The organism is Tumidithrix helvetica PCC 7403 (assembly GCF_965232925.1).
GTDB classification, from domain to species: Bacteria; Cyanobacteriota; Cyanobacteriia; order Pseudanabaenales; family Pseudanabaenaceae; genus Tumidithrix; species Tumidithrix helvetica.
In genome coordinates this window covers 76897-100045 of sequence record NZ_CBDDRA010000006.1, presented here as the reverse complement: position 1 = coordinate 100045, position 23149 = coordinate 76897, and the positions used below count along the sequence as shown (strand labels likewise).

The following is a 23149-nucleotide window of genomic DNA, read 5'->3' as shown; positions in this document are numbered from 1 at the left end:
CTTCCAAAAAATGGGTGAGAATCTGGACAATGATATTATATTTTTAAGTGGTGTTCCTTTGAGGCATAAGCCTAAATAGAGGTGGTCTAAGTTATTGTTACAAATTCAAGCCATTGATTATCAAGCTTTTACGGATGTGCGCCTGATCGCCACAGATGTGGATGGTACGCTGACACGACATCACAAATTTACGTCATCTCTATTTGATGCCTTCCAAAAGCTTGCAGAAAAACAAGTTAAGGTTTTACTCGTAACAGGTCGTTCTGCGGGTTGGGTGAGTGCCTTGGTCAACTATTTGCCCGTGGTGGGCGCGATCGCTGAGAATGGTGGTATCTATCTTACTGCTGACGGCAAAACAGAACCCCTCGTGCCAATTCCCGATCTGACGATCCATCGCCAACAACTCGCCAATATTTTCGAGAATCTCAAACAACAATTCCCAAATTTGAATCCATCCTCTGATAATCGCTTTCGACTATCCGATTGGACGTTCGATCTCGATGGGTTATCATCTCAGGATTTGCAAGCGATTGCTGCTTTCTGCGAAGAAAATGGATGGAGCTTCACCTACAGCACGATTCAATGCCATATCAAACCGATTGGACAGGATAAGGCAGGGGGAATTATCCAAGTATTGGAGAAACATTTTCCAGAACTCACGCGATCGCAGGTTGTTACCCTTGGCGATAGCCCCAATGACGAGTCGATGTTTAATCCTAAATTTTTCCCGCGATCGATTGGCGTAGCCAATGTTCTCGACTACGCTCCCCAAATGCAATACCTACCCACCCATGTCATGACACAGGCAGAGGTAGAAGGATTTTATGAATTTGCGGAACTAGTTGTGGAAGCGATCTAGCTGAGTGCCACGAGTTCGGGATCTTGGAACATGGGTGTGCTGAGATAGCGTTCGCCAAAGCTGGGTTGAATCATCACCACCATTTTGCCCTTGTTTTCTGGGCGTTTGGCGATTTGGATGGAAGCATAGAGTGCTGCTCCGCTGGAGATTCCCGATAGTAGCCCTTCTTCTCTGGCGAGTCTGCGACCAAAGGAGATCGCTTGCTCGTCGGTAACGGGGATAATCTCATCAATCAATTCTTTTTTGAGAACTTCTGGAACGAAGCCTGCGCCGATGCCTTGGATTTTATGAGGGCCTGGGCGTCCGCCTGCAAGTACTTGGCTGTTAGCGGGTTCAACGGCGATCGCTTTAAAACTAGGCTTGCGTTCTTTAAGCAGTTCGGCAACACCTGTAATCGTGCCCCCCGTTCCTACGCCTGAAATCAAAAAGTCTATTTGTCCATCGGTATCTGCCCAAATTTCCTCAGCAGTCGTCGTACGGTGAATGGAAGGATTCGCAGGATTGCGAAACTGTTGCAACATATAGGCATTCGGCTCAGAAGCAACAATTTCGTTGGCACGCCGAATCGCACCACCCATCCCTTCAGTACCTGGCGTGAGTTCTAGCTCTGCACCATAGGCTCGCAGCATAGCTCGGCGTTCTAAACTCATGGTTTCTGGCATCGTGAGAATGAGACGATAGCCTTTGGCCGCAGCGACCATGGCGAGAGCGATACCTGTATTCCCGGAAGTCGGTTCGACCAAGGTGGTTTTCCCTGGTAAAATCAAGCCCTTTTCTTCGGCTTCATTCACCATATTTACCCCGATCCGATCTTTGACCGATGCGGCAGGATTCATTCCTTCTAGTTTGACAATAATCCGCGCCACACAACCTTCAGCTTGAGGAATACGTTGTAGCTCTACAAGGGGAGTATGACCTATCAGTTCTGTAATGTTGTGGGCGATTTTCATAAACTAAGTTTGTTGCTGACTTTTACGGGAATTGGTTATTCATTCTATCGCAGTGCTAGCCCCAGTCCCGATGTTGTTAATGCTTAATTTGCATTTGCAGTAAGTAAGGTAAAAAAGCGATCGATAAAGTGAGTTCTGGGCAAAAATTTTGGAATAAAGCCAGCTAATTTCTTAGAGTTCAAAAATTTGCTCCCGCTAAACTTTAAAAAGTCGCTTTGTGGCGAGAAAAAAGGTCGAAAACTCTCGTACCCAGAATTGGGGGCTAGGGGGCGGAATTCTGACTTCTCAAACAGGCTCTAAACTCTATTAGTCGATCGAGGATCACGAAAACCGATCTGCCCAGACTGAAATCCAAGCCAAGGTTTGTCTTACCAACTCAGGGGTAGCGGCTTCACAATAGAGTCGCAGCACTGGCTCCGTGCCGCTAAAACGGATCAGCAGCCAACTGCCATCCTCTAGGCGCAGCTTAAATCCATCGATCGCTAAAACATCCACCACTTTACGACCGTCCACTAGGGTGAGAGGCTCTTGGGTTAAGGATTTTACCACCCGATCTTTTACGGCGAGGCTGGCAAGATGCTTATCAATGCGATCGTAATGTGAAAAATAATTGGTTTGCTGTTGCAAGCGTTGATAAATTTGGCTGAGGTCTTGCTTGGACTGCGCGATCGCTTCCAGCAAATACAATGCCGACAGCAAAGCATCGCGTTCGGGAATATGCGTGCCGTAACCGATTCCGCCTGATTCCTCGCCGCCTAAAAGCGCAGGTGTATCGCCGCCATCACCAGACATCATGCGTTCGCCGATATATTTGTAGCCCACAGCAGTTTCAAATACAGGTAAGTCATGCAAAGCAGCGACTTTGGGCATTAAGTCCATGCCGCTAATGGTTTTAATCACCTCACCGCGCCAACCTCGACTTTTCGCCAAATGATCGATCAAAACAGGAATTAAGACTTGAGAGCTGAGAAAATTTCCTTCGCGATCGACGGCGGCAATGCGATCGGCATCGCCATCAAATACAAAACCCACTGAGAGCTTCTCAGGGTTTGCCTTATGATAGGCGCGAATTTGTTTAAATAAAGCTGGAATATAGCGAGGTAAGGGTTCGGGCGCACCACCACCAAACAGCGGATCGGCATTCGCATTCAGTTCTTCAAGAAAATTCGTCTTAATTTCTAAAATTTTGGTCAAGCCACCTGCGGCAGCCCCATGCATGACATCAACAAATACGGCAAGATCTCCTGATAAAATCGCTTGTTTAATGGCAACTAAATCGACTTTAGAGCGCAATACCTTGCAATAGCTCTGCCATGCATCAAATAGGGTTATCTTTCCTTGCGGTTTAGGGTCAGCTTCGTGAGTACTATCCAATACAGCTAACTTTGCCTCGACCAAACTCGTAAACTCAGGCGATACTGATCCCCCAAATGCTCCCTTGATCTTTAACCCCGAGTAACTAGCAGGGTTATGACTTGCCGTAATCACCAAAGCCCCCAGAGCTTTCTGGTCGTAGGCTGCCCAACTAAATGCAGGGGTGGGGGCAAAGCTGTCCGCCAGCATTACATCAAAACCTGCGGCAGCAACCACTTCGGCTGTGCGTTTGGCAAATTGCTCCGAAAGAAATCGGCGATCGTAACCCACAACAATTGTATTGCTACCAGATTGCCCAAAGGTTTCTGCTAGTACCTGCGCTGCGATCGGCGCAACCGTTGCCAGGCGATCGAAGGTAAAATCATCCGCTATAATGCCCCGCCATCCATCTGTACCAAATTTAATCGGTGGCTGTAAAAGGGGTTTCACGCTCATGGTTAAATCACATTTATAGGGAATTTGTCGTTAACTAAAACATTAAGCCATAATCCTAAGACTTGGCTAGGTTTTGCTCTCAGGTTCTGCGATCGCCCTGAAAAATTAACCATTACAATGATGGTAGGCAAATTTTTAGGGTAAATGTTGCTATATGGACTACCACAACATCATCACGATTGAAGCTGGAAAGCGTAGCGGTAAGCCTTGCATCAGAGGAATGCGGATCACTGTTTACGATATTTTAGAGTATCTAGCTGGGGGGATGACAGAAGCTGAAGTTTTGGAAGATTTTTCTGAGCTTACTTCACAGGATATTAAGGCTTGTCTGAGTTTTGCGGCTGAACGTGAAAAAAGGTTGTTTGTCGTGGCGTTATGAAACTGCTTCTGGATGAGAATTTGTCAGATCGGATAGTTTATAGGATTGGCAATTTGTATCCTGAGTCTGAACATGTTAAAACTTTAGAGTTGATACACACTGATGATGCTTTGATCTGGAAATATGCTAAGGAAAACAACTTTGTGATTGTTTCCAAAGATTCAGACTTTCATCAACGCAGTTTGCTTTATGGGCATCCTCCCAAGTTTATCTATCTTCGCATTGGGAACAGTCCAACTTCTAAAATCGTTGATATTCTGAGGAATAATTTCGAGATTATTACTGAGTTTGTTGATAGTGAATCAGAGAGTATTTTGGTTTTAGGTTAGTTGTTGGATTTCCTCTGGTAAAGGTTTGTCAAAGTTGTGACATTAAGCCATAATCCTCAGACTTGGCTAGGTTTTGCTCTCAGGTTCTGCGATCGCCATGAAAAATTAACCCCTGCAATGATGGTTGTCAGAAAACGAAGATGTAGGGATTGAGATCCCCGACTTTTTCTTTGAGATCGCAGATCGATTGTGTCAGTCATACAAAAAGTCGGGGATCTGTGAGTTTACTCGTCTATGTTTGGCATAAATGCTCTTAACGTCTCAGGGTCAGCGATGCCACGTAGGATGGCAAGGACAATTTGAGAATCCTCCATGTCCAATTTTTCGCAGAGAATATCTTCATCGCGTTGTCCGTTGAGGATTTGCCGAATCGCGGCGATGAGATTTTGCCAGCCATTCGAGATCATGTTTTCCAAAATTGGTTCTAATTGCTGTCTGATCTCGGCATCGTGAACTGCTCTCACAACACCGTCGATAAGCGGGGCGTGTTGGCGTAGCTCGTACTCAGTGCCTGCAAAGTTGGCGCGGGCGGTGCGAGAAAGGCGGCGATATTCCTTGGCTTTGGCTGGATTGCCTTGTCGATCGCTAATCTGTGCCAAAGTGTTGTAAGTCGTCCAAATCCGAGCCGCCGCAGGATCGAGGGTTTGCTCAATGGCTAGGGATTTTTCGGCGAACTGTTGGGCTTCGTTGAGGCGATTCGGAAATTGTCGGAGTAGTTCGGCAAGGTTACTGAGGACTTTAGAAGCAGATATGCGATCGCCTGTTGGTATAAATCCCTCATAAATCGCCTTCCGATACCATGCCTCTGCCTCCGTCAGTTTCCCTGTACATTCACTCACGATCGCTAACTGATTCCAAGTCCTTGCTGCCCCTGCCAAATTGTCCTGCGCTTCCTTAATCTGGGCGGACTGGCGATAGGATTGCTCTGCGGCTTCCCATTGGCGCGATTTTTCAAAGGTCATGCCCAACTGATGCCATACGGCTGCTTCTGATACGGGTTCTTTGAGTTGCTGAAAGATTTGCAGTGCTTCTTGATAGCGTTGAGCGGCTTCGGTGAGGTTTTTCTGAACTAGTGCCAAAGTTCCCAGTTGGAATTTTGTAGCGGCTTCCCCTCGGCGATCGCCTCCGATTTCTTTATCAATCGCTAACGATGCCTCGTAGGACTCACGGGCGCGATCGTAGTGCCCCATATCTGTCAACACATCCGCTAAGTCTGTCTGTAAATTGCCTATCTGTCGCTTCACCTCGTTAGTTTGCTCTAGCAGTTCCGCGATCTCTAACGCAAGTTGATAGGTTGCCGCAGCCCTTTCTAGCTGTCCCGTTGACCTGTGGTAGCACCGTCCGAGTCTGTTCAGTGTGAGACAGCGCTCATAGCTAGGAGTCGCGCCCATACCTGCCAAAATCTCCTGAAACACCGCTTCTGCTTCGGCATAACGTCCTGCATTCCGTAACTGTTCGCCTGTATTACTGCGCGTCAGAACCCAATATTGGGAGCCAACCTCATCGCCCATGTGTTGCGCCATTTCCGTTAAATTTTCTCGATCTTGATTCAACCCGAAGTTGCCCAGAAACTTATTAACTTTCTCCACAAATTCCACCGCAAAGTCTTCACCTGCTTTGATGCTGCCGCGCACCGCATACAGCAAGTTCGGCAGTTCCCATTGGGCTATGCCTCTTATTGCTTTGGGATTATTTTTTGAATCCTCAACATACAAATAACTCGACAATTCGTAATAGCGTTGCCGATGGCGGCTGAGAATTTGCTGTTGTTCGGGTTCAGTCAGCCGTGACCACATCGCAGGGGCAAGGGTCGGATGAAACTTGAGAAAAGGAACACCCACACCCACATGACTCAAAGATTCTGCCCGTATCAGTCCTGTTGTCTCTAGCTGCGTTCTGAGTTCATTCCATTCCGTTTCCGCAATTTCCGTAATTGCAAGTAGGTAAAGTTCCATTGCTCCACCCTGAAACACTCCCAACCGCTTAATCCATTCCTGTGCTTGAGGATCGAGCCGACTCACCGACAGATTCAGCGAAGCCAGCAAAGGATTATTGGGAGTATCCGCCACTAACTGCGCTAACTCCCGATACACATCTAGCGCTTTTCTTTGCTTCAGTTGCCCCGCCAACAACCCCAACGACAAAGGATGACAGTCCAGCAATTTAAACAACTCCAACAAACCCTCACGGGGAGGCAACCCAGACTGTGGTGCTGGTGCTGGTGGCAACTTAATCAAACTTTGGAAGTAGTCCAACGCATCACCCTCCGATAAACCACCCAATGGAGGCAAAGCAATATGCTTCAAAGTCCCCACATTCTTATAATCAGGATGCTGCAAATCCGCCGCCCTCGTCGTCAGCAATACCCGACTATTTCCCGCCTCCGACCATTCCTTTGCGATGTCGAGCAGGGGTAGGGGGGATCTAATTGTCTCCAAATTATCCAAAATCACCAATACAGGCTTTTCCATCAGCGCCCTAGTCGCTGCCGCCCCATCGATCAGATTGGTATCCAATACCGTCGCCAACACACTCACCGCATAACTCACAGGATCGACACCCTGAAAATCGGCAAAACTGATAAAACACACCCGCGCAAACATCCCCGTCCGCAACAGCCACCGCCCCGCCTCTTCAGCCAGATAGGTTTTCCCCATCCCCCCAAAACCCGAAATCGTAATCCGCCGCGTCCCCCGCACATACGCCCTCTCGATCGCCCACAACTCCCGCGACCTACCCCAAAAACCCGCCTCTTGAACTTCGCGGAGGTTATGACCTAACCCCCCAGCCCCCTTCCCTCGCAGGGAAGGGGGAGAAGGAGAAGAAGAAGAGTCTGAAAAGCCCCTCTCCGCTTCGGGGAGGGGTTGGGGAGGGGTCACAATAAACAACGCCCCATCATTCCCCACCTGATACAAAGCAGGTAAAAACCAATCCTGCACCTTCAAAACCACCCGATCCTTACCCCTTGGGCGATCGCCCCGTTCTTTATTTAGATACAGATCCCGCCGTGCATTTTCCAACGCCTCACCCACACCCTGACCCCGCAGCAAAAAGCCATAAAACTTCCCAAACAACTGCCGCGCCGTCACCGCCAACACCGAATATTGCATCGCCAACACCGACGGCATCCCCGCCTGTGTCAATCGCGCCGCCACACTGCCCAAGGCATCCTCACCACCGACCGCCGCTGACTGACAAGCCGACAAAATAATTGCACTCACCCTTTGCCGATTCAGCATATCCCCCAAAGTTTCCGCCGTAATCAGCGCCGATTTGCCCTCACCATCCTCAAACAACAAATAGCCCGTATTCGCCGCCGCCGTTGCATCCGCCTTAGTCGCTGCCACTGGATCGCTCATCTTCGCCCGTTCATGCAACCTGCCATCAGGATCGAACGCCCCATGTCCATCAAAATGCACAATATCCACCGCAGGCAAGCGATCGTCCTCTAAACGCTCGATTAACTTATCCAAAGTCGCAGGACGTAAAAATTCTACGGTTACGCGATCGCTCACATCACCGATCGCCTCCAACAATGCCAGCCCCTCTGCCCTCGGATCGAGAAACCCCGCATCACTAGGACGACTGACCACCATCAACACCCGCAATTGTTCTTTAGGATTTACCCGCGCTGCACTGCGTCCACCACCCACACCCGCAAACTTACGCCGAATCGCAATTCGTGGATTTTCATGCAGCAAATATGTCCCCCTCGGATCGCGCAACAATTCCCAAGGCAAAGACAAAATAAGCGGATGACTTGCCCCAATCGTTAAAATCTTGCCCCGCCCATCACTATCCTGAAAATCATTAAACATCCTCGCCGCAGCGCGATCGCCAAAAATCGCCTCAAACAACGCCGCACCCCACACAGGCAACTGCGCCTCAATCCTCTCCGCCCTGCGATCGTCCACATCCATCATGTAATGTGCCGCGTAGCTCTCCAAATACCACCGCATCTCAGCGCGATCGCGATCGTTCACAGGTGCTACAAACTCCAGAGCATCCGTCTCGCGATCGTCGAACTTGATCGCTTTGCGATCGGGGCTCGCGAACCGCACATTTAACTCAATCATAGTCAATACACCTCATCATGAGTGCCAATATCAATCAGAACGATCGCCTCTGAGTCAACGCTAAAGACAATCCGACAGTCATAACCGCAAGAACAAGCCTGAAATCCATCAAGTTTTCCTTTAAGGGGATGAGTCCCCAAACTTGCTGCAAATACATCTAATTCCATTTGCTGAATCACATTTTCTATGCGATTTCTTAGCTCAGGATTGCGTTTGACATATCGCCGTAAAGCACGCCCAAATTTTGGTGAGAAAACAATCTTTCTCATAAATCATTCTGGGGAGTCGAGGATATTACTTAATTCCGCGATCGCCTCAGCCGCCGTATAAGCTTTCAATTCTCCTGCCTGATATGCTGCGATCGCCTCACGACCGCTTTGAGCAATTTCATCACGCCGCCGCTCAATTTGACGACTAAGAACAATTTGGACGAGCATATCTTGCTGCTCGACAGGTAGTTGCTCGACAATCTCGATGGCTTCCGCAAGTGTAATCGTTAATTCATTCACGATCGCCATACTCCTCGCAAAATGTCTTGACCCCAATATTGAGGATAATTACCGCAACAGAGATCGCCACTGTCCCTGCAATACTGCCTTCCAGCCCCAACGACGGAAACAACAAACCAAACGTCGTTAGTAAGTCTTTATTGTCCAAATCGCCCCACTTTTTCCACTGGGCATTTAACTTTCCTCCCTCCTCACAAAGATCCGCTTTTGCTACCCGCCAAAACTTTTTCAAGAAACTATCGGCTGGCTCACCCGTAGCACGTTCGATCGCCTGATTTTGTTTAGCCAATTGCGATCGCTTATCCTCCAATTTTAAGGTCGCGTCATTGGGCTGCGATCGTAACTCAAGTAACTCTGCATCAATTTCCGCCGCAAGTTTAGAAATCTCCTCATCAGAAAACATTGATATTTCTCCAAAACTGGAAGTATTGCACTTATCATAGCCAGTTTCTTGTCCCCTACCGACCAATTTTCGTTAAATAATCATTACATATGCGATCGGCGATCTATGCCTATCCATAGTGCTATTTTGGCGCTGCCACTTAAAACTGCTAGACAACGCCAGATAGAGATACTGACTGCTTGGCATTAATCGCACCATAATGAGCCGCCCATTCGGTAGAATGCAGTGGATTGTTTCAAAATAGATTTTAATGACGAATACTGATACCCCTGTATGGCAGCGCCCCGATGGACGCGAGGCAGATCGACTTCGTCCTGTGAGTTTTCAGCGAGGCTTTACGCAGCTACCAACTGGCTCAGTATTGGGCAAATTTGGCAATACCCAACTCATCTGTACAGTTTCAATCGAACCAGGAGTGCCCAGATTTTTACAAGATAGCGGTCAAGGCTGGCTGACCGCAGAATATCGTTTAATGCCAGGTTCTACCAAACCGCGTCAACCAAGGGAATTGACCAAACTATCAGGACGGACGCAAGAAATCCAACGATTAATTGGGCGCAGTCTGAGAGCTGGCATTGATTTTCACTTAATTCCCAACTACACGATTACGGTGGATGTTGATGTGTTGCAAGCGGATGCAGGCACGCGCACGGGGGGGATTACCGCAGGGTTTGTGGCATTACAATCGGCAATCGATCGCTTACTGGCAGAAGGCGCGATTGAGAAATCCCCGATCAAAACAGCGATCGCGGCAGTATCCGTAGGCTTAATTGGCGACAAACCTTTTCTCGATCTCAACTACGAAGAAGATGTGGCTGCGAGTGTCGATCTCAATGTCGTGATGAATGGCGAAATGCAGTTAATCGAAGTGCAAGGCACAGCCGAATCTGGCAGTTACAGCCGCAATCAACTCAACCAGATGCTCGATCTGGCTCAGAAAGGAATTCAGGAACTATTCGTGGCTCAGAAAGCCTAGGTGGGCGTGATGTCGTTCCCTACTAAACGCGCGATCGCACCTTCTAGCGAACTCGGCAATGTTCGTAAAATCTTGTTTTTTTCCATATCTACTGCCACTAAGGTCACAAGGGCAGTAACGCATAGATCCTTCTCTGTGCGGATTTGATAGGCCCAATTTAGGCGCAATTTCTCAGGGTTTTGTAGTTTGGTCATCACGATCACATCGTCTCCCATTTTGGCGGGGAGATGATAGCGAATGGACAAATTCACAACGGGAAGATTAACGCCCGCTGCCACCAAGTCTTCAAAACGAATGCCAACTGAACGCAAGCACTCAACCCGTGCCGATTCCATCCAATTGATATAGCTGCCATGCCAGACCACGCCAGCATAGTCGGTATGATGCGGATAAACTCTGACAGGGAAATTAAACCAGCCATCATAGACAGCTCCGAGTTGGGGAAGTGGGGATATGGGAGGTAAATCAGTCATAGAAGTTTTTCTGCTTATTTTTCCTCTAAAGTAAGCCTTCTAGTCGGCGGCGCATCATCTCGATCGCGGAGTCCTCGATTGCTGGGACATTTTCTTCCTCGTCACCATCAGGACTCCAGTCAGTTTTCTCAACGTTCTGCTCGGGGGGAATCGCTAATTCTCCTGATTGCACAACGCTCAGCTCGTAGCCAGCCCCTTCGCAAAATTCCACAATTTCTTGCTCGTCAATTTGCTCTACGGTGGGGCAAAGAAAATCTTGGGCTTCCAGCAGACCTGAATAACGAATGGCATCATCTTCGTCTGCAAAAGCCACCACAGTATTTTTGCCACCAACCAGTAAGGTATAAATACCCTCGGTGTCTGAGCCAGTGTTAAATATCAACACCCACAATCGCATAGTTGTAACAATTTCCTAAATATTTGCGACAGATCGTTTTTTGAGTTCCGCGCCGAGCGCGGTCTTTTCAAAAAAGATGCGTTGCATCTTTTTTGAAAATGGTATTACGCCGATCCTTAAGAATGACTAGCAAAGTATCCTATCTATATTTTGGACAGTTTGGAACAGAATTACGACAGAATTAGGGAGGAATCAATCAAACCAGCCAATATTTTGATTTACTTTGCTCATATCGTTTGAGCCCACTGGACGGCGCAGCAATTTGCTCAGACGAATTTTGTCCCGATCGTTGTCTTGGGTTCTAAGATTGGCTTTTTCGGTTGCCGCCTTTTCACTGGCAGCTTTTTCGGTTGCCGTCTTTTCAGGTACTGGTTTTACACTGGAATAGTAGGCAGCCTGCGTACTATGGCTGTGCGATCGCGCTGAGGAGGTTTGTTTACCCGCTTTGAGCAGATCGACCTCAGCCGTCAGTTGAATATTTGCCTCAGCCAATCTGAGGTTATCCTTTTTGACTTCATTCAAAGCATGATCCGCTTCGGTTTTCGCCTGTGTTGCCTGTGCGATCGCGGTTTGCAACTTCTCAGCATTCGCCTGACTCGCAGCCAATTCTTGTTTGAGATCTGCCACCTGCTGCTGGAGGGATGCTTCCTGCGTTTTGGCTTTTTCTAACTGGGCTTGCAACTCAGCAATTTGTTTTAGCTCTGCGCTGTTGTTTGCTTTTTCGGCAACTTTTACTTCGTTCGCTTTTGTTTGAGGAGCTTTAGCAGCTTCATTGGCGGGAGCAGACATAGGTTTAGTTGATGCCTCAGCATTCTGAGTTACAGGCTTTGCATCAGAGGCTCCACCTGATTTTGCGTTTAGTTCTAGATCCGACTCAATATTATTCTCAGAATTCTCAGAAGATTTTTGTGCTTCCTCGCGTAATAAATCTGTTAGACGTTTCTTAGTCATGCTATTCCTTTTACTGCCAGATCGCTTGAGGCGATCCTATGGTTGATTAAATTTTCTGGATTGCGTTGGCGATCGCTTTGCTCATAACCAATCCCGCTGCAATTCATCAGCGACACGTCGATAGTCTGCCTCTGCTTCTCGGGCATTTTTGCCTCGCCACTGCGTCACGAGGGAGCCGTCTAAAGCAGCGCGTTCGTGAGCTTTATAAGAGCGCACAAAAGCATGACAAGCTGGAATGCCCACTTCCATTAATGTATTTTGCGCTTCGAGGGCTTCATTTAGGCTACGCGGATCGACCCTTGTGAGCAAAACACGATGGGCAACACCCACGGGTTTTACGGTGGTTTTAACCGTGTCAATTAACGCAGCTAAATCCATCGGAGCAGGTGGCGTTGGCAAGACCAAATAGTCAGCGATCGCAATTACAGCGGCAAGTGCTTCCGAGTGGAGCGCAGGCGGGGTATCTACTAATACTAAGTCGTAACTACTCAGTTTTGTTAAATTCCCCAACAAGGCAGGATTTGACTCTTGGGTGAGATCGAAGCCAACCCCTTTGCTGCTGCGCTTTACCCACCATGACAGGCTGCCTTGGGTATCGGCATCTACAGCTAAAACTTTATATTTCTCCGCAAAAATACCTGACAGTGCGATCGCGGTTGTGGTTTTTCCCACACCACCTTTACCATTTGTGACAACAACAATTTTGGGGGAAGATGCCATTTCGATGTTTCTCCTAACTTTAGGAGGCTTAATCCTCCCTAAATAGTGATACCAATTTCTCTTGAATTTGCGACAGATCGGATTTTGGGTTCCGCGCAGAGCGCGGTCTTTTCAAAAAGATGCGTTGCATCTTTTTTTGAACATGGTATGACAATCCTTTCAAGATCTTGGCATTGCCCCGACCAGATAGCTGGCTCTAGGCTAAGATCTTTAACAAACTTGTTATAGTTTATAGGTCTAGAGTCTCGATCCAGAAACTAATACCATAGAAACACCCCGTATGAGTAACCCATTAACGCGCGCATTTTTTATTGGTAGAGCTACGGCAGAAGCCTTAATCGATCAAGTGGAAGATACTCTGACAGACGCACTCAGCGCTTTAGGCAAATTTGATGCCGAACAAAGAGAAAAAATGCGAAACTTTGCAGAGACTGTCCTCGAAAAAGCCGCACAACAGGAAGGCAATGTTGTCAGTGAAAGTGGCGGTAGCGATCCAGTGGATCTTCAGGAAACCATTGATAATCTTCGGGCTGAAATCGCTCAGCTAAAATCAGAACTACAGCAACATCGGGAAGAAAATAGAATTTAGTTCTATCACTATTCTTTATCGTTTGTGAATGAATGTAGGTCGGGTTTTAGTTCTTGCAGGCAAGATGCCTGCGCTACAAATTAATTACAACTCATTTGGGATTGCGAGATCCACGATTTGTCCATTTCAAATCTTCGTTTTCATAGCACCGCAGTTCCTTAGCTATTTCAGTAGGGCTACTGCGGTTTTTTGTGATGATTTGAGCGAGAATAAGCAAAGTACGTTAGCGCAAAACCTGCTTGCAGAGAGAGCAAGAGCCCATATCCCTTTAGAAAAAAGTTTGTATCTAGCTCCGAAAAAGTTGCAAAGGAACCTGCCCCGACTAAGGATAAAACAATTAAAAAGGCAAGCTTTTTTTTAGGAATGTTATTTATTTTGTCGAGGAGCATATTCAAGACTATCCTCTTTGTAAATTGGTAAGGTGAATTGGCTAGCGATCGGGTGAAATTGAAAATCTGATTTTTGGATCGACTTAGCTATCTATTATCCCGATGTTTGCAACCATTCCCAATCTTGGCATTCTCTTCAGTGCAATGAATCTGCAACGAACCGCTAAGAATCAAGTTAGAATGTAAAGGTTTGTTGCACTTCAAATTTTAGTAGGTGCTTCATCATCTTTGTAGGAACTGTGCCTGTTTTGTCCTCAGAATCCAAACATCGGGTATCCAATCATCGTGAGCCCAACTATCGGTGGAGTCGAGATAACTACTCGCAATTAGCGCGCACAATTGATATCTGGCGCACCGTTCTAACTTTTTTGTGGATGATCTGGCTGGATAATAAAAAGTGGAGCTATATCGGCGGCAAGACCGAGCGAAAAGTTAAGCATCGAACGCGCAGTCGGGCAATTTGGTTGCGGGAATCTCTGTTACAACTAGGTCCCACCTTTATTAAGGTGGGACAGCTCTTGTCTACACGCGCTGATATCTTGCCGACTGAGTCCGTGGAGGAGCTATCAAAGTTACAAGATAAAGTCCCCGCATTTAGCTACGAAAAAGCTAGGCGCATCATAGAGCTAGAGCTTGGCAAACCGATCGCGGACATGTATCACTTTTTTGATACGGTTCCCCTCGCCGCCGCCAGCCTCGGACAGGTACATAAAGCCCAACTTCACTCAGGCGAGGAAGTAGTGGTCAAGGTACAACGCCCTGGGTTGCTCAAATTATTTGCGATCGATCTAGCCATTTTGCGCCGCATCGCTCAATATTTTCAAGCCCATCCGCGTTACGGGCGCGGGCGAGACTGGGTAGGCATTTACGAAGAATGTCGGCGCATTCTCTATGAAGAGGCTGACTATCTGAATGAAGGGCGAAATGCGGACACCTTTCGGCGAAATTTCAAGAGCGATCGTCGCATTATTGTCCCTAGGGTTTACTGGCGTTATACCTCACGACGGGTACTTACCTTAGAATATGCCCCAGGAATTAAAGTCAGCAACTATGAAGCCCTAGAAGCGGCAGGGATAGAGCGCAAAGCGATCGCCAAAATCGGCGCAGAGTCCTATCTTCAACAATTACTCAATCACGGGTTCTTTCATGCCGATCCCCATCCTGGGAACTTAGCAGTTACCAGCAGCGGAGACTTAATTTTTTACGACTTTGGTATGATGGGGCAAATTCAGCCGATTACCAAAGCGAAATTACTGCGGACGTTTTTTGGCATTGCTCAAAAAAATGCCGACGAGGTAATTGCCTCATTGGTCGAGTTGGGCGCACTGGAAGTATCTGGCGATCTTGGTCCCGTCAGGCGATCGGTGCAGTATATGCTCGACAATTTCATGGGGAAACCCTTTGAAACTCAGTCGATCGCTGCCATTAGTGACGATCTCTATGAAATCGCCTACGATCAACCATTTCGATTTCCAGCCACATTTACCTTTGTCATGCGCGCGCTTTCCACGTTAGAAGGCTTGGGAAAAGGACTCGACCCCAATTTTAACTTTATGGAGGTAGCAAAACCTTTTGCTACAGATCTCATGGAAAACGGAAGTTCAAAAGATCCTGGTAGTTTGTCGGCAACTTTTTTAGGGGAGTTGAGCCGACAGGCTGCTCAAGTGGGTAACTCTGCCATTAGCTTGCCTCGCAAAATCGAAGATACAATTGCCAAATTAGAACGGGGCGATATTCGGCTGAGGGTGCGATCGCAAGAAACCGATCGCATGTTGCGGCGACTCAGTACGGTCGGAGTTGGAGCAATTTACGCGATTTTGAGCGCAACATTGATTTTGTCTGCTACGATTCTGTTGGTAAATGGCTGGGGTTGGGTTGCTGGATTTGCCGCCGCGATCGCAGGATTTTTTATCATTGCCCTCTTCAGACTCTTAATTCGCATGGATCGGGTCGAACGCATGTTTTAGGTATATTTTTTGCATTGATTTCTTAAGCTTATATTTTGAAATACCTATTTTCGATCTATGTTTCTATAAGCTATTTCAGATCACCAAATAGTTAAGTCAAGTCAACTGCTCAACATGAAGCGACTTTTTGCAGGAGAAACTGACACAGGTTGTGTCCGATCCGCTAATCAAGACTCGTACTACATCGATCCTGAAGGACGATTCTTCGTAGTGGCTGATGGTATGGGAGGACACGCTGGCGGTGAAGAAGCTAGTCGCATTGCTACCCAAGAAATTCGCGCTTATCTAGAAATTGCTTGGGATCAAGGTGAGACACCCCAACAGTTATTACAGCAGGCAATCTCTAAAGCAAATTTAGCGATCGTTGCCGATCAAAATGCCCACCCAATTCGCGGTGATATGGGCACTACGGTTGTGATTGTTATTTTTAAAGAGGCACAACCTTGGTACTGCCATATTGGTGATTCGAGACTTTATCGCCTCAGAGGCGCAAAGCTAGAGCAAATTACCGACGATCATACTTGGATTGCCAGAGCGGTTCAGACTGGGGCTGTAAACCCAAATGACGCCCGATCGCATCCTTGGCGGCATATGTTACTGCAATGTTTGGGCAGAGAAGATCTGAAGCCGATCGAAGCCGCACAAATCGATATTCACCCAGGCGATCGCTTATTGATCTGTAGTGATGGCTTAACCGAAGAGCTGAGTGACGATCGAATTGCCTACCATCTTAAATCCATTCGCTCTTGTCAGCAGGCAGCCAAAGCCTTGGTTGAAGCGGCTAAACTAAGAGGGGGCAGAGACAATATTACGGTTGTTATAATATCCAACGAGCTATCCGATTAAATCTCATCTTTGCTACATTCTGAGTAGCTTTTTCGTTGAGGATCTGATTAACAATGAATCGCCTCCGCCGAATTGGCTTTTTGCTAATAATTTTGACAACCTTAATTGCCGCCTTGTTCTTTTCCGATGGCAGTATTTTTATGTCCCTCGAGGCAAAAGATACCTTTGTCGAGGAAGCTTGGGGACAGGCTGGTTCAATCGCTTATCAAGCTGCGGCAAAAACGATGCGATCGCGCAACGGTCAAAGCTATCCTTTAAGTAATTCTCAAAAGCGCTATCTGCGCCGCTATTTTATCGATCTGCTCGATCGCGTATCTGTGGTTTACAACGCCACAATGATGGATCAGTGGGTGGTGGGTGGTAGAGCCGTGCGCTTTGGCTCCGTAGAGTCAGCCGCACAAACCTACTGCGATCGGATCTATTTACGCGATGCCTATAAGCCCGACGACCCAATTCAGTTAACAATCTTGGCGCATGAAATGGTTCACGCACGCCAGTGCGAGCAGTTAGGCGGCTTCGATCGGTTTGGCTATCGCTACTTTATCGAATTTCGCCGAGCAGGACAGATCTACGTGCGTAACAAAATGGAAAAAGAGGCTTACGACTTACAAAAGCGCTTTGCTAAAACTCTTTAACTTTCGCGGTCTAAATCATATCCTCTCCTTCATCGGAGGCTTTAAGGATTTATTCTTTCCTCTATAGGTATCCGTTAAGGCATGACAGTTTGGGCAAAGTAATCTGAGATTTTCTACTCGGTTATCTGTCCTATCTCCATTGATGTGATCTAGCTCAAGAGGGATAGGTAGACTAAGCCACTGATCGTTCATGCAATTTGAACATTTCCTACTAAAAATTCCTTCTTTGATTAGTCTGGACTTCAGCGAATAGGTATTGCGGTATGTAGAATCTTTAACAAGAATTTCAGTTAAAGAGCATTGTTTATGTGCATGATTGGTACAACCTTTAAGCCAACCTTGTCCTTTAAAATGCTGTGTATCAAGACTAAGGTGCTTGATTCGATCTTTTGTAACTTGGTAATTCCCACCAGTGGGGCGTAAACTCAACTTACCTAAAACTTGAGAAATCGAAGTTGATGCAGCGACAGCCTCAATAAAATCAGCTTCAGTGTACTTTCTTGGCTTCGCCATCTCAGAATTGATTAAGCTGGCATTGGTTTAATGGGGGTGGAGGGACTTGAACCCACACGACCTTGCGGTCAACGGATTTTCATTCTTCTGTGACTTTCATCACTGCCAGAGGCTTTAAGAATTGGACTCTCTCTTTACCCTCGTCTTTACGTTAGGGTAGCTCCCGTCGAGTCTCTGCACCTTCCTTATGCTATTAGCGCATCGCTAAAGGCTTTTAGGCTTGGCTCAGGATTGCCTTGTCTACTTGTATTCTAAGCAAATTTAGGTTTCCCTGAGTTTGAGAGCGTCCACTTAACAAATTTCTTTGCTAAGGCTCAATTTGCTTAAGTCCGTAGCGTCTACCATTCCGCCACACCCCCAAAGCTTTGATATTCTACACTAACTGATCGACCACTTGGCAAGTTTTCTAACAGAATTCATAGGGAACTTCAGTCAAAAGCTTACATTTCTATGAAGCTCCGTTATATCACCAACAGATCTGAGGAATTTGTGCGAGAATAAGCAATATTTGTATATTTAGTAACAGACAACTAAACTTCAAACAGAAGTAGAGGCCTTTTATGATAGTACAGACTCTTCAGTATTCTATTGGTGCTATCCGTGATGAAGCTAGACACCTTGTTGAGAGTGGCAGTCTCAACCGTCATCAACCGATCCATGCACTGTGCCGATTTTACCCAGATCGAGAATGGTGTCAGATCGAGCAAGAGCTAGAGATGAACCAGTTTTTACTACGCGATCGCATCTGCGATCTAGTCAGTCAAGAAGATTGGTCCTGCGACTAAACTAGATTTCGATCTGATTTTCAGATTTAGAATGCGAGATTAGGGCTTTTAAGATTTAAACTTTAATAGAGAAAGTATTTCTCATTGCAGATTCTAGTTGTCGTCATCACGTATAACTAGTACTTGGATTGTCATCAAATCGATAGAATGATTTAATGGAATCCCCAAGCAGTTTTCACCAAATTTTGTCAGCATCGAAGGGAGCGCACCGCCTTGAGGAGTAAGCCAGAGCAAAAATCGACACAAGACTTCAAGCAAATAGAACGCTTGAAACAGTTTGTCGATGAATCTGCTAGTATGCTGAACTTAGAGCAAGAAGTGGCATTGGAAAGGGGCATGTCTCAAGCAATCAAATCTGCGGTAATGGTGATTGGTGGTGGTGAGGATAAAGTCCAAGATCGCAAAATACTAAAAGCCTTTGTAGAAAACTCTGGCGGATCGTCAGCACGTATCGCGATCATCCCATGTGCTTCGCGCGAGCCTGACATTATCGGTCGCATTTATCATCAGATCTTTACTGAACTCCGTGCCGAATTTGTCGAGGTTCTAGATATTCGCGAACGTCCAAAGCAGACTGCCGAAGAAGCCGAAGAGTTAGTCGATCGCTTTACTGGCTTTTTTATGACGGGTGGCGATCAATTGCGTCTATGCGGGTTAATTGCTGAAACCCCAATGGCATTTGCTATCCAAGAAAGACTTCGCAAAGGCACAATTGTTTTAGCTGGAACCAGTGCTGGTGCTGCCGCAATGGGCTACCACATGATCTCTGGTGGTGGCAGTGGTGAGTCTCCCCATAAAGAAATGGTCAACATGAGCACGGGCTTGGGGATTTTGCCCGAAATTATTGTCGATCAGCATTTTCACAATCGCAATCGCATGGCACGTCTGATGACTGCGATCGCTGCCCATCCCGATAAGTTGGGTGTAGGGATTGACGAAGACACAGCCGCCATCTTTGAGCTGGATAATGTCATGAAAGTGATCGGTCGTGGCACAGTTACGGTGGTCGATCCTGGTGAAGTGTCCTATAGCAACCAGCTTTGGGTTAGCGATACCGCACCCTTAACCATTCATAATTTGCGCGTGCATATTCTTGGGGCAGGTGGCAGATATCACCTACTCAAACGCACAGCGATGAATTCAGTTATTTAACTTTAAGTTGGCTTTATCCGAAGCGATAGCCCTTGCCGTAAACGGTATGAATCAGGGAAGAAGCAGCGTCTGTGTCGATCTTGCGGCGCAATAGCCGAATTTGTGCAACGAGGGCATTACTGACTGGGGCATCTGAGCTATCTTGCCAAAGATGTCGATAGATCTGATCGTGGCTGAGTAATTGATTGGCATGGCGCATAAAGTATTCGAGCAATTGATATTCTTTTTCAGACAGGGCGATCGCTTCACCCTTACGGTAAACAACTTGGCTGTCGCGATCTAGCTCTAGATCGGCAAAAATCAAGCGACGGGTTTCCACGATGGGCGATCGCCGCAGCAATGCTCTGACTCTTGCCAATAACTCCCGTAATTCAAAAGGTTTCACTAAATAATCATCTGCACCACTATCTAGCCCTTCAACGCGATCGTCTAGGGTATCTTTGGCAGTAAGAAATAAGACTGGCGTACTGTCTCCCTGTTGGCGCAACTGGCGGCAAATCTCAACCCCCGATAACTTTGGCATTAGCCAATCTAAAATCAATAGGTCATATCCCCCTGTTTGGGCTAGCTCTAGTCCTCTAGTCCCCTCGTGGGCAATATCGACAATATAGCCTTGGTTGGTTAGCAGTCGTTGCAATGGCTCGGCTAGCTCCACTTCATCATCAACCAAAAGTACGCGCATGGGATCTCTACCGTTTTAAATACGTCTTAATTCATCAGCCATTGACCATGTTAAAACCTATGGGTAGTGTCAAAAATATAACAAAATCCCCGAAACGAGAAATGTTACTGAGGTTTGCACGCAAGAAAAATATTCTCCCATCGCTCTTGGGTGTCGCAACGCTTGCCTACACGGGCACATGTGCGTTCCTGTATATGCAACAGCGCCAGCTTATTTACAACCCAAGTCCTGAAATTGCTAGATTTCCAAGCGATCGCGATTATCGGTTGCCCTATGAAGATGTTTGGATTGCGATCGCAGGCTCTAACGAAAAAATTCATGGCTGGTGGTTTCCTGCGCCAGCTTTGAGCGAACCGCCTTCCTTGCCCAAAGAGCCGACCCTTGCGCTCAAATCTCCCAAAACGATCCTGTATTTGCACGGTACGGGTGGCAATATTAGCCATAACTTAGCAAGAATTGAGGGGCTGCGACAACTTGGTTTTTCTGTGCTTGCGATCGACTATCGGGGTTATGGTCAGAGTCAGGGCAATTTTCCCAGTGAGTTTCAGCTTTATCAAGATAGTCAGGTGGCATGGGATTACTTGACGCAGGTTCGTGCGGTTCCCCCACAGCAAATCATCATGTATGGCGAGTCGTTGGGTGGCGCGATCGCCTTGGATTTGGCGATTAAGAAACCAGATGCGGGCGGTCTAATTTTGCAGAGTACCTTCACATCAATGGCAGATGTGGTTAAGCAACCAACTTGGGCGAAGGTCATCCCAATCGATCTATTGCTCGACCAGCGCTTTGATTCGGTGGAGAAAATGCGATCGCTAAAACTACCCGTTCTCCTAATTCACGGACTCAAAGATAGTGGCATCCCAGCGAATATGAGTCAGAAGCTCTACGAACTCGCCCCAACTCGAAAACAACTATTCTTAGTGCCGAATGCCGAACATGCCAGAATTTATCAACCAGAACATTCCTATTTACAGGCTATTCAGCAATTTTTCAGTAGTTAAGTCAGGCAAAACGATGGGAATTTGTCACAATTCCAGCATGATGATATAAATAATTTCACCCAAAATATTTCAAATGCCTAATTTATATTGGGGATCGCATTCATTTTCTCAATAAAAATATGAGTATTTACTATCAAGAGTCTTTAGGACTAAGAAAGTGACTCTGAGCTTAGTAAACAGCGAATTTTTATTATTTATTTGCTTAATTATTTGATGGTATATCGCAACAAACGAACATATTAGGCTTAACTTTTATCATTTGGGGGTAGTAGAAAAATGGGGATCGTGCTAAACCAATAATCATTGCTCTACAAATTTTTTTCTATGCAAGAAATCTACCAACCAGTTTATTTATCAATGTTAGAGCTTTCAAATCATCCAAATTTGAATCTTTACATTCTAATTTCTGCTGGAATTAGTTTGAGTTGTTTTGCGACCGCGATCGTTCTTGCCATGAAGGGGAAATTATTATCGACCCAAAATGTTCGAGTTTCAGCTCAATCTGATTCTGAGCCGATCGAAGCAGAACATGAGTTTGAGTACGATCGCCAGTTTGTAAACCTCGAAACCAAAGTCTTAGAAAAAGTCTAATTACCCATCTAAAACTTCGCCCTAATTCTTTATCTGTAGGGGCGATCGACTTTGGTAGGGGTAGTGCCCCAATGCCTACCCCTCGACAGTTCGTAATCCAAAGGGGAATTGCATTGCCTTGAAAGAATTACCGATTCCTGACTAGAAATGCAAGGATTATAAGGATTATTTTGCATCGACCTCAAAGCTCATAAAATCATGGGCTAAGTGGGTATTCGCAAAGATTGAGCGAGCTTCTTTAAGTAAGTCGTCAAGCTGTAAAGCATTGCCTGGGGCATAGCGGGGGCTAAAGTGGGTCATGATTAAGTCATTTACCCCAGCATTGAGTGCGACCTGTGCTGCCATTGTGCTTGTGGAGTGGAGTCTCTGATAAGCCATATCGGAGTCTTGATGAGCAAACGTAGCCTCATGGATCAGAACATTGGCTCCCTTGGCGAGTTCTACGGCACTGTCACAATAAATTGTATCCGTGCAATAAACTACCTTTCGCCCTGCCTGTAGCTCTCCACAAAAGTCCTTGCCATCAAACTGACGACCATCGGGTAATGTCACCGTCTTGCCCTGCTTAAGCTGTCCAAAGATTGGGCCTGAGGGAATTCCTAAAGCGATCGCTTTTTGCACATCAAACTTACCTGGGCGATCCTTTTCTTCAATTCTGTAACCGTGGGCTGTGACGCGATGTTTGAGCGGCGCGCAACTCACGGAAAATTCATCATCCGCAAATACCAGACCGGGCTTAATTTTATGGACTTTGAGCGTGTAAGCTAGGCGCGTCTCGCTGTAGCGCAGGCAAGCATCAAGGTAGTCTGCAAGTCCTGTTGGCCCATAAATATCCATGCGACTGACATTGCCTGCCATGCCGCAGCTTGCTAGCAGTCCGCTTAAGCCAAAAATATGATCCCCATGCATGTGGGTGATAAAAATTTTACTGATCTGGCTAATTTTGACATCACTACGCAAAAGTTGATGCTGTGTACCTTCGCCACAGTCAAACAACCATACTTCTGCTCGTTGGGGCAATCTCAGGGCAATGCTTGAGACATTACGGCTGCGTGTGGGAACCCCAGAGCTAGTACCAAGAAAAGTGATCTGCATAAATAGTCAGTGTTTATGGGGCAGTTGTCAGTAATGGATAGAAAAGCTGAACGCTGGTAGCCGCTTTACGAGT

Annotated in this window: 25 protein-coding genes; 12 read left to right on the top strand and 13 right to left on the bottom strand. The window is 46.7% G+C overall.

Features of this window, described 5'->3' with window-relative positions:
- Positions 1 to 94 precede the first annotated feature (94 nt).
- Positions 95 to 859: an HAD family hydrolase gene (locus ACP2WE_RS07680; RefSeq protein WP_425214968.1), complete on the top strand. Its 765-nt coding sequence runs from the start codon at positions 95 to 97 to the stop codon at positions 857 to 859.
- Here ACP2WE_RS07680 and cysK read toward each other — a convergent pair.
- Positions 856 to 1809, bottom strand: coding sequence for a cysteine synthase A (cysK, locus tag ACP2WE_RS07675; protein ID WP_425214967.1), 954 nt, complete (start codon positions 1807 to 1809; stop codon positions 856 to 858). The two genes, ACP2WE_RS07680 and cysK, sit on opposite strands and share 4 nt — an antisense overlap.
- Before the next feature lie 321 nt (positions 1810 to 2130).
- Positions 2131 to 3618: a phosphoglucomutase/phosphomannomutase family protein gene (locus ACP2WE_RS07670; RefSeq protein WP_425214966.1), complete on the bottom strand. Its 1488-nt coding sequence runs from the start codon at positions 3616 to 3618 to the stop codon at positions 2131 to 2133.
- A gap of 154 nt (positions 3619 to 3772) precedes the next feature.
- Here ACP2WE_RS07670 and ACP2WE_RS07665 point away from each other — a divergent pair, with 154 nt between their 5' ends.
- Together ACP2WE_RS07665 and ACP2WE_RS07660 are read left to right on the top strand one after the other, a co-directional pair.
- Positions 3773 to 3997 (top strand): DUF433 domain-containing protein, encoded by a 225-nt coding sequence (locus tag ACP2WE_RS07665; protein WP_425214965.1) that lies wholly within the window; start codon positions 3773 to 3775, stop codon positions 3995 to 3997.
- Positions 3994 to 4326: a DUF5615 family PIN-like protein gene (locus ACP2WE_RS07660; RefSeq protein ID WP_425214964.1), complete on the top strand. Its 333-nt coding sequence runs from the start codon at positions 3994 to 3996 to the stop codon at positions 4324 to 4326. Before ACP2WE_RS07665 ends, ACP2WE_RS07660 begins: the two co-directional genes overlap by 4 nt.
- 224 nt (positions 4327 to 4550) lie before the next feature.
- On the opposite strand, the gene ACP2WE_RS07655 is transcribed toward ACP2WE_RS07660, so the two are convergent.
- Genes ACP2WE_RS07655 through ACP2WE_RS07640 form a run of 4 tightly spaced genes read right to left on the bottom strand, consistent with a single transcriptional unit; the run spans position 4551 to position 9314 of the window.
- Positions 4551 to 8402: a tetratricopeptide repeat protein gene (locus ACP2WE_RS07655; RefSeq protein WP_425214963.1), complete on the bottom strand. Its 3852-nt coding sequence runs from the start codon at positions 8400 to 8402 to the stop codon at positions 4551 to 4553.
- Positions 8403 to 8404: 2 nt separating this feature from the next.
- Complete coding sequence (locus ACP2WE_RS07650; RefSeq protein WP_425214962.1) at positions 8405 to 8671, bottom strand: type II toxin-antitoxin system RelE/ParE family toxin; 267 nt, start codon at positions 8669 to 8671, stop codon at positions 8405 to 8407.
- A gap of 3 nt (positions 8672 to 8674) precedes the next feature.
- Complete coding sequence (locus ACP2WE_RS07645) at positions 8675 to 8920, bottom strand: hypothetical protein (protein WP_425214961.1); 246 nt, start codon at positions 8918 to 8920, stop codon at positions 8675 to 8677.
- Positions 8904 to 9314, bottom strand: a complete 411-nt coding sequence (locus ACP2WE_RS07640; RefSeq protein ID WP_425214960.1) for a hypothetical protein — start codon at positions 9312 to 9314, stop codon at positions 8904 to 8906. Before ACP2WE_RS07640 ends, ACP2WE_RS07645 begins: the two co-directional genes overlap by 17 nt.
- A gap of 250 nt (positions 9315 to 9564) precedes the next feature.
- On the opposite strand from ACP2WE_RS07640, the gene rph reads away from it, so the two are divergent.
- On the top strand, positions 9565 to 10290 hold the full coding sequence (gene rph, locus ACP2WE_RS07635) for a ribonuclease PH (RefSeq protein ID WP_425214959.1): 726 nt from the start codon (positions 9565 to 9567) through the stop codon (positions 10288 to 10290).
- On the opposite strand, the gene ACP2WE_RS07630 is transcribed toward rph, so the two are convergent.
- From ACP2WE_RS07630 to ACP2WE_RS07615, 4 genes are all read right to left on the bottom strand, one after another.
- Entirely contained in the window at positions 10287 to 10763 is a 477-nt protein-coding gene (locus ACP2WE_RS07630; RefSeq protein WP_425214958.1) for an acyl-CoA thioesterase, read from the bottom strand. The genes rph and ACP2WE_RS07630 overlap by 4 nt on opposite strands.
- Positions 10764 to 10788: 25 nt before the next feature.
- On the bottom strand, positions 10789 to 11160 hold the full coding sequence (locus tag ACP2WE_RS07625) for a DUF3110 domain-containing protein (protein WP_425214957.1): 372 nt from the start codon (positions 11158 to 11160) through the stop codon (positions 10789 to 10791).
- A gap of 192 nt (positions 11161 to 11352) precedes the next feature.
- Positions 11353 to 12111 (bottom strand): hypothetical protein, encoded by a 759-nt coding sequence (locus ACP2WE_RS07620; protein WP_425214956.1) that lies wholly within the window; start codon positions 12109 to 12111, stop codon positions 11353 to 11355.
- 81 nt (positions 12112 to 12192) lie between these two features.
- Positions 12193 to 12831 carry a ParA family protein gene (locus tag ACP2WE_RS07615; protein ID WP_425214955.1) on the bottom strand — a complete coding sequence of 213 codons (639 nt, stop codon included), beginning with the start codon at positions 12829 to 12831 and terminating at the stop codon, positions 12193 to 12195.
- 280 nt (positions 12832 to 13111) lie between these two features.
- On the opposite strand from ACP2WE_RS07615, the gene ACP2WE_RS07610 reads away from it, so the two are divergent.
- The 4 genes from ACP2WE_RS07610 to ACP2WE_RS07595 all read left to right on the top strand — a co-directional run bounded on the left by ACP2WE_RS07610 (position 13112) and on the right by ACP2WE_RS07595 (position 17257).
- On the top strand, positions 13112 to 13420 hold the full coding sequence (locus tag ACP2WE_RS07610) for a DUF6825 family protein (protein ID WP_425214954.1): 309 nt from the start codon (positions 13112 to 13114) through the stop codon (positions 13418 to 13420).
- 628 nt (positions 13421 to 14048) lie between these two features.
- Complete coding sequence (locus ACP2WE_RS07605; protein ID WP_425214953.1) at positions 14049 to 15776, top strand: ABC1 kinase family protein; 1728 nt, start codon at positions 14049 to 14051, stop codon at positions 15774 to 15776.
- 114 nt (positions 15777 to 15890) lie between these two features.
- On the top strand, positions 15891 to 16622 hold the full coding sequence (locus tag ACP2WE_RS07600; RefSeq protein ID WP_425214952.1) for a PP2C family protein-serine/threonine phosphatase: 732 nt from the start codon (positions 15891 to 15893) through the stop codon (positions 16620 to 16622).
- Between the two features lie 53 nt (positions 16623 to 16675).
- Positions 16676 to 17257, top strand: coding sequence for a hypothetical protein (locus ACP2WE_RS07595; RefSeq protein WP_425214951.1), 582 nt, complete (start codon positions 16676 to 16678; stop codon positions 17255 to 17257).
- 15 nt (positions 17258 to 17272) lie between these two features.
- Here the strand turns inward: ACP2WE_RS07595 and ACP2WE_RS07590 are convergent, their stop codons facing one another.
- Positions 17273 to 17770 carry an HNH endonuclease gene (locus ACP2WE_RS07590; RefSeq protein WP_425214950.1) on the bottom strand — a complete coding sequence of 166 codons (498 nt, stop codon included), beginning with the start codon at positions 17768 to 17770 and terminating at the stop codon, positions 17273 to 17275.
- Positions 17771 to 18330: 560 nt separating this feature from the next.
- On the opposite strand from ACP2WE_RS07590, the gene ACP2WE_RS07585 reads away from it, so the two are divergent.
- Both ACP2WE_RS07585 and ACP2WE_RS07580 read left to right on the top strand, forming a co-directional pair.
- Entirely contained in the window at positions 18331 to 18555 is a 225-nt protein-coding gene (locus ACP2WE_RS07585) for a DUF4327 family protein (protein WP_425214949.1), read from the top strand.
- A 297-nt stretch (positions 18556 to 18852) separates the two neighbouring features.
- Entirely contained in the window at positions 18853 to 19707 is an 855-nt protein-coding gene (locus tag ACP2WE_RS07580; RefSeq protein WP_425215067.1) for a cyanophycinase, read from the top strand.
- Between the two features lie 13 nt (positions 19708 to 19720).
- Here ACP2WE_RS07580 and rppA read toward each other — a convergent pair whose 3' ends face one another.
- Positions 19721 to 20389, bottom strand: a complete 669-nt coding sequence (rppA, locus tag ACP2WE_RS07575) for a two-component system response regulator RppA (RefSeq protein WP_425214948.1) — start codon at positions 20387 to 20389, stop codon at positions 19721 to 19723.
- A 59-nt stretch (positions 20390 to 20448) separates the two neighbouring features.
- On the opposite strand from rppA, the gene ACP2WE_RS07570 reads away from it, so the two are divergent.
- On the top strand, positions 20449 to 21390 hold the full coding sequence (locus ACP2WE_RS07570; protein ID WP_425214947.1) for an alpha/beta hydrolase: 942 nt from the start codon (positions 20449 to 20451) through the stop codon (positions 21388 to 21390).
- Positions 21391 to 21747: 357 nt separating this feature from the next.
- On the top strand, positions 21748 to 21981 hold the full coding sequence (locus ACP2WE_RS07565; RefSeq protein ID WP_425214946.1) for a hypothetical protein: 234 nt from the start codon (positions 21748 to 21750) through the stop codon (positions 21979 to 21981).
- 165 nt (positions 21982 to 22146) lie between these two features.
- Here the strand turns inward: ACP2WE_RS07565 and ACP2WE_RS07560 are convergent, their stop codons facing one another.
- Complete coding sequence (locus ACP2WE_RS07560) at positions 22147 to 23076, bottom strand: ribonuclease Z (RefSeq protein ID WP_425214945.1); 930 nt, start codon at positions 23074 to 23076, stop codon at positions 22147 to 22149.
- Between the last annotated feature and the right edge of the window lie 73 nt (positions 23077 to 23149).

Excerpts from the sequence above, each read along its gene's own strand:
- cysK (WP_425214967.1), bottom strand. The coding sequence starts at position 1,809 with ATGAAAATCGCCCACAACATTACAGAACTGATAGGTCATACTCCCCTT.
- ACP2WE_RS07670 (WP_425214966.1), bottom strand. The coding sequence starts at position 3,618 with ATGAGCGTGAAACCCCTTTTACAGCCACCGATTAAATTTGGTACAGAT.
- ACP2WE_RS07665 (WP_425214965.1), top strand. The coding sequence starts at position 3,773 with ATGGACTACCACAACATCATCACGATTGAAGCTGGAAAGCGTAGCGGT.
- ACP2WE_RS07660 (WP_425214964.1), top strand. The coding sequence starts at position 3,994 with ATGAAACTGCTTCTGGATGAGAATTTGTCAGATCGGATAGTTTATAGG.
- ACP2WE_RS07655 (WP_425214963.1), bottom strand. The coding sequence starts at position 8,402 with ATGATTGAGTTAAATGTGCGGTTCGCGAGCCCCGATCGCAAAGCGATC.
- ACP2WE_RS07650 (WP_425214962.1), bottom strand. The coding sequence starts at position 8,671 with ATGAGAAAGATTGTTTTCTCACCAAAATTTGGGCGTGCTTTACGGCGA.
- ACP2WE_RS07645 (WP_425214961.1), bottom strand. The coding sequence starts at position 8,920 with ATGGCGATCGTGAATGAATTAACGATTACACTTGCGGAAGCCATCGAG.
- ACP2WE_RS07640 (WP_425214960.1), bottom strand. The coding sequence starts at position 9,314 with ATGTTTTCTGATGAGGAGATTTCTAAACTTGCGGCGGAAATTGATGCA.
- rph (WP_425214959.1), top strand. The coding sequence starts at position 9,565 with ATGACGAATACTGATACCCCTGTATGGCAGCGCCCCGATGGACGCGAG.
- ACP2WE_RS07630 (WP_425214958.1), bottom strand. The coding sequence starts at position 10,763 with ATGACTGATTTACCTCCCATATCCCCACTTCCCCAACTCGGAGCTGTC.
- ACP2WE_RS07625 (WP_425214957.1), bottom strand. The coding sequence starts at position 11,160 with ATGCGATTGTGGGTGTTGATATTTAACACTGGCTCAGACACCGAGGGT.
- ACP2WE_RS07620 (WP_425214956.1), bottom strand. The coding sequence starts at position 12,111 with ATGACTAAGAAACGTCTAACAGATTTATTACGCGAGGAAGCACAAAAA.
- ACP2WE_RS07615 (WP_425214955.1), bottom strand. The coding sequence starts at position 12,831 with ATGGCATCTTCCCCCAAAATTGTTGTTGTCACAAATGGTAAAGGTGGT.
- ACP2WE_RS07610 (WP_425214954.1), top strand. The coding sequence starts at position 13,112 with ATGAGTAACCCATTAACGCGCGCATTTTTTATTGGTAGAGCTACGGCA.
- ACP2WE_RS07600 (WP_425214952.1), top strand. The coding sequence starts at position 15,891 with ATGAAGCGACTTTTTGCAGGAGAAACTGACACAGGTTGTGTCCGATCC.
- ACP2WE_RS07595 (WP_425214951.1), top strand. The coding sequence starts at position 16,676 with ATGAATCGCCTCCGCCGAATTGGCTTTTTGCTAATAATTTTGACAACC.
- ACP2WE_RS07590 (WP_425214950.1), bottom strand. The coding sequence starts at position 17,770 with ATGGCGAAGCCAAGAAAGTACACTGAAGCTGATTTTATTGAGGCTGTC.
- ACP2WE_RS07585 (WP_425214949.1), top strand. The coding sequence starts at position 18,331 with ATGATAGTACAGACTCTTCAGTATTCTATTGGTGCTATCCGTGATGAA.
- ACP2WE_RS07580 (WP_425215067.1), top strand. The coding sequence starts at position 18,853 with ATGCTGAACTTAGAGCAAGAAGTGGCATTGGAAAGGGGCATGTCTCAA.
- rppA (WP_425214948.1), bottom strand. The coding sequence starts at position 20,389 with ATGCGCGTACTTTTGGTTGATGATGAAGTGGAGCTAGCCGAGCCATTG.
- ACP2WE_RS07570 (WP_425214947.1), top strand. The coding sequence starts at position 20,449 with ATGGGTAGTGTCAAAAATATAACAAAATCCCCGAAACGAGAAATGTTA.
- ACP2WE_RS07565 (WP_425214946.1), top strand. The coding sequence starts at position 21,748 with ATGTTAGAGCTTTCAAATCATCCAAATTTGAATCTTTACATTCTAATT.
- ACP2WE_RS07560 (WP_425214945.1), bottom strand. The coding sequence starts at position 23,076 with ATGCAGATCACTTTTCTTGGTACTAGCTCTGGGGTTCCCACACGCAGC.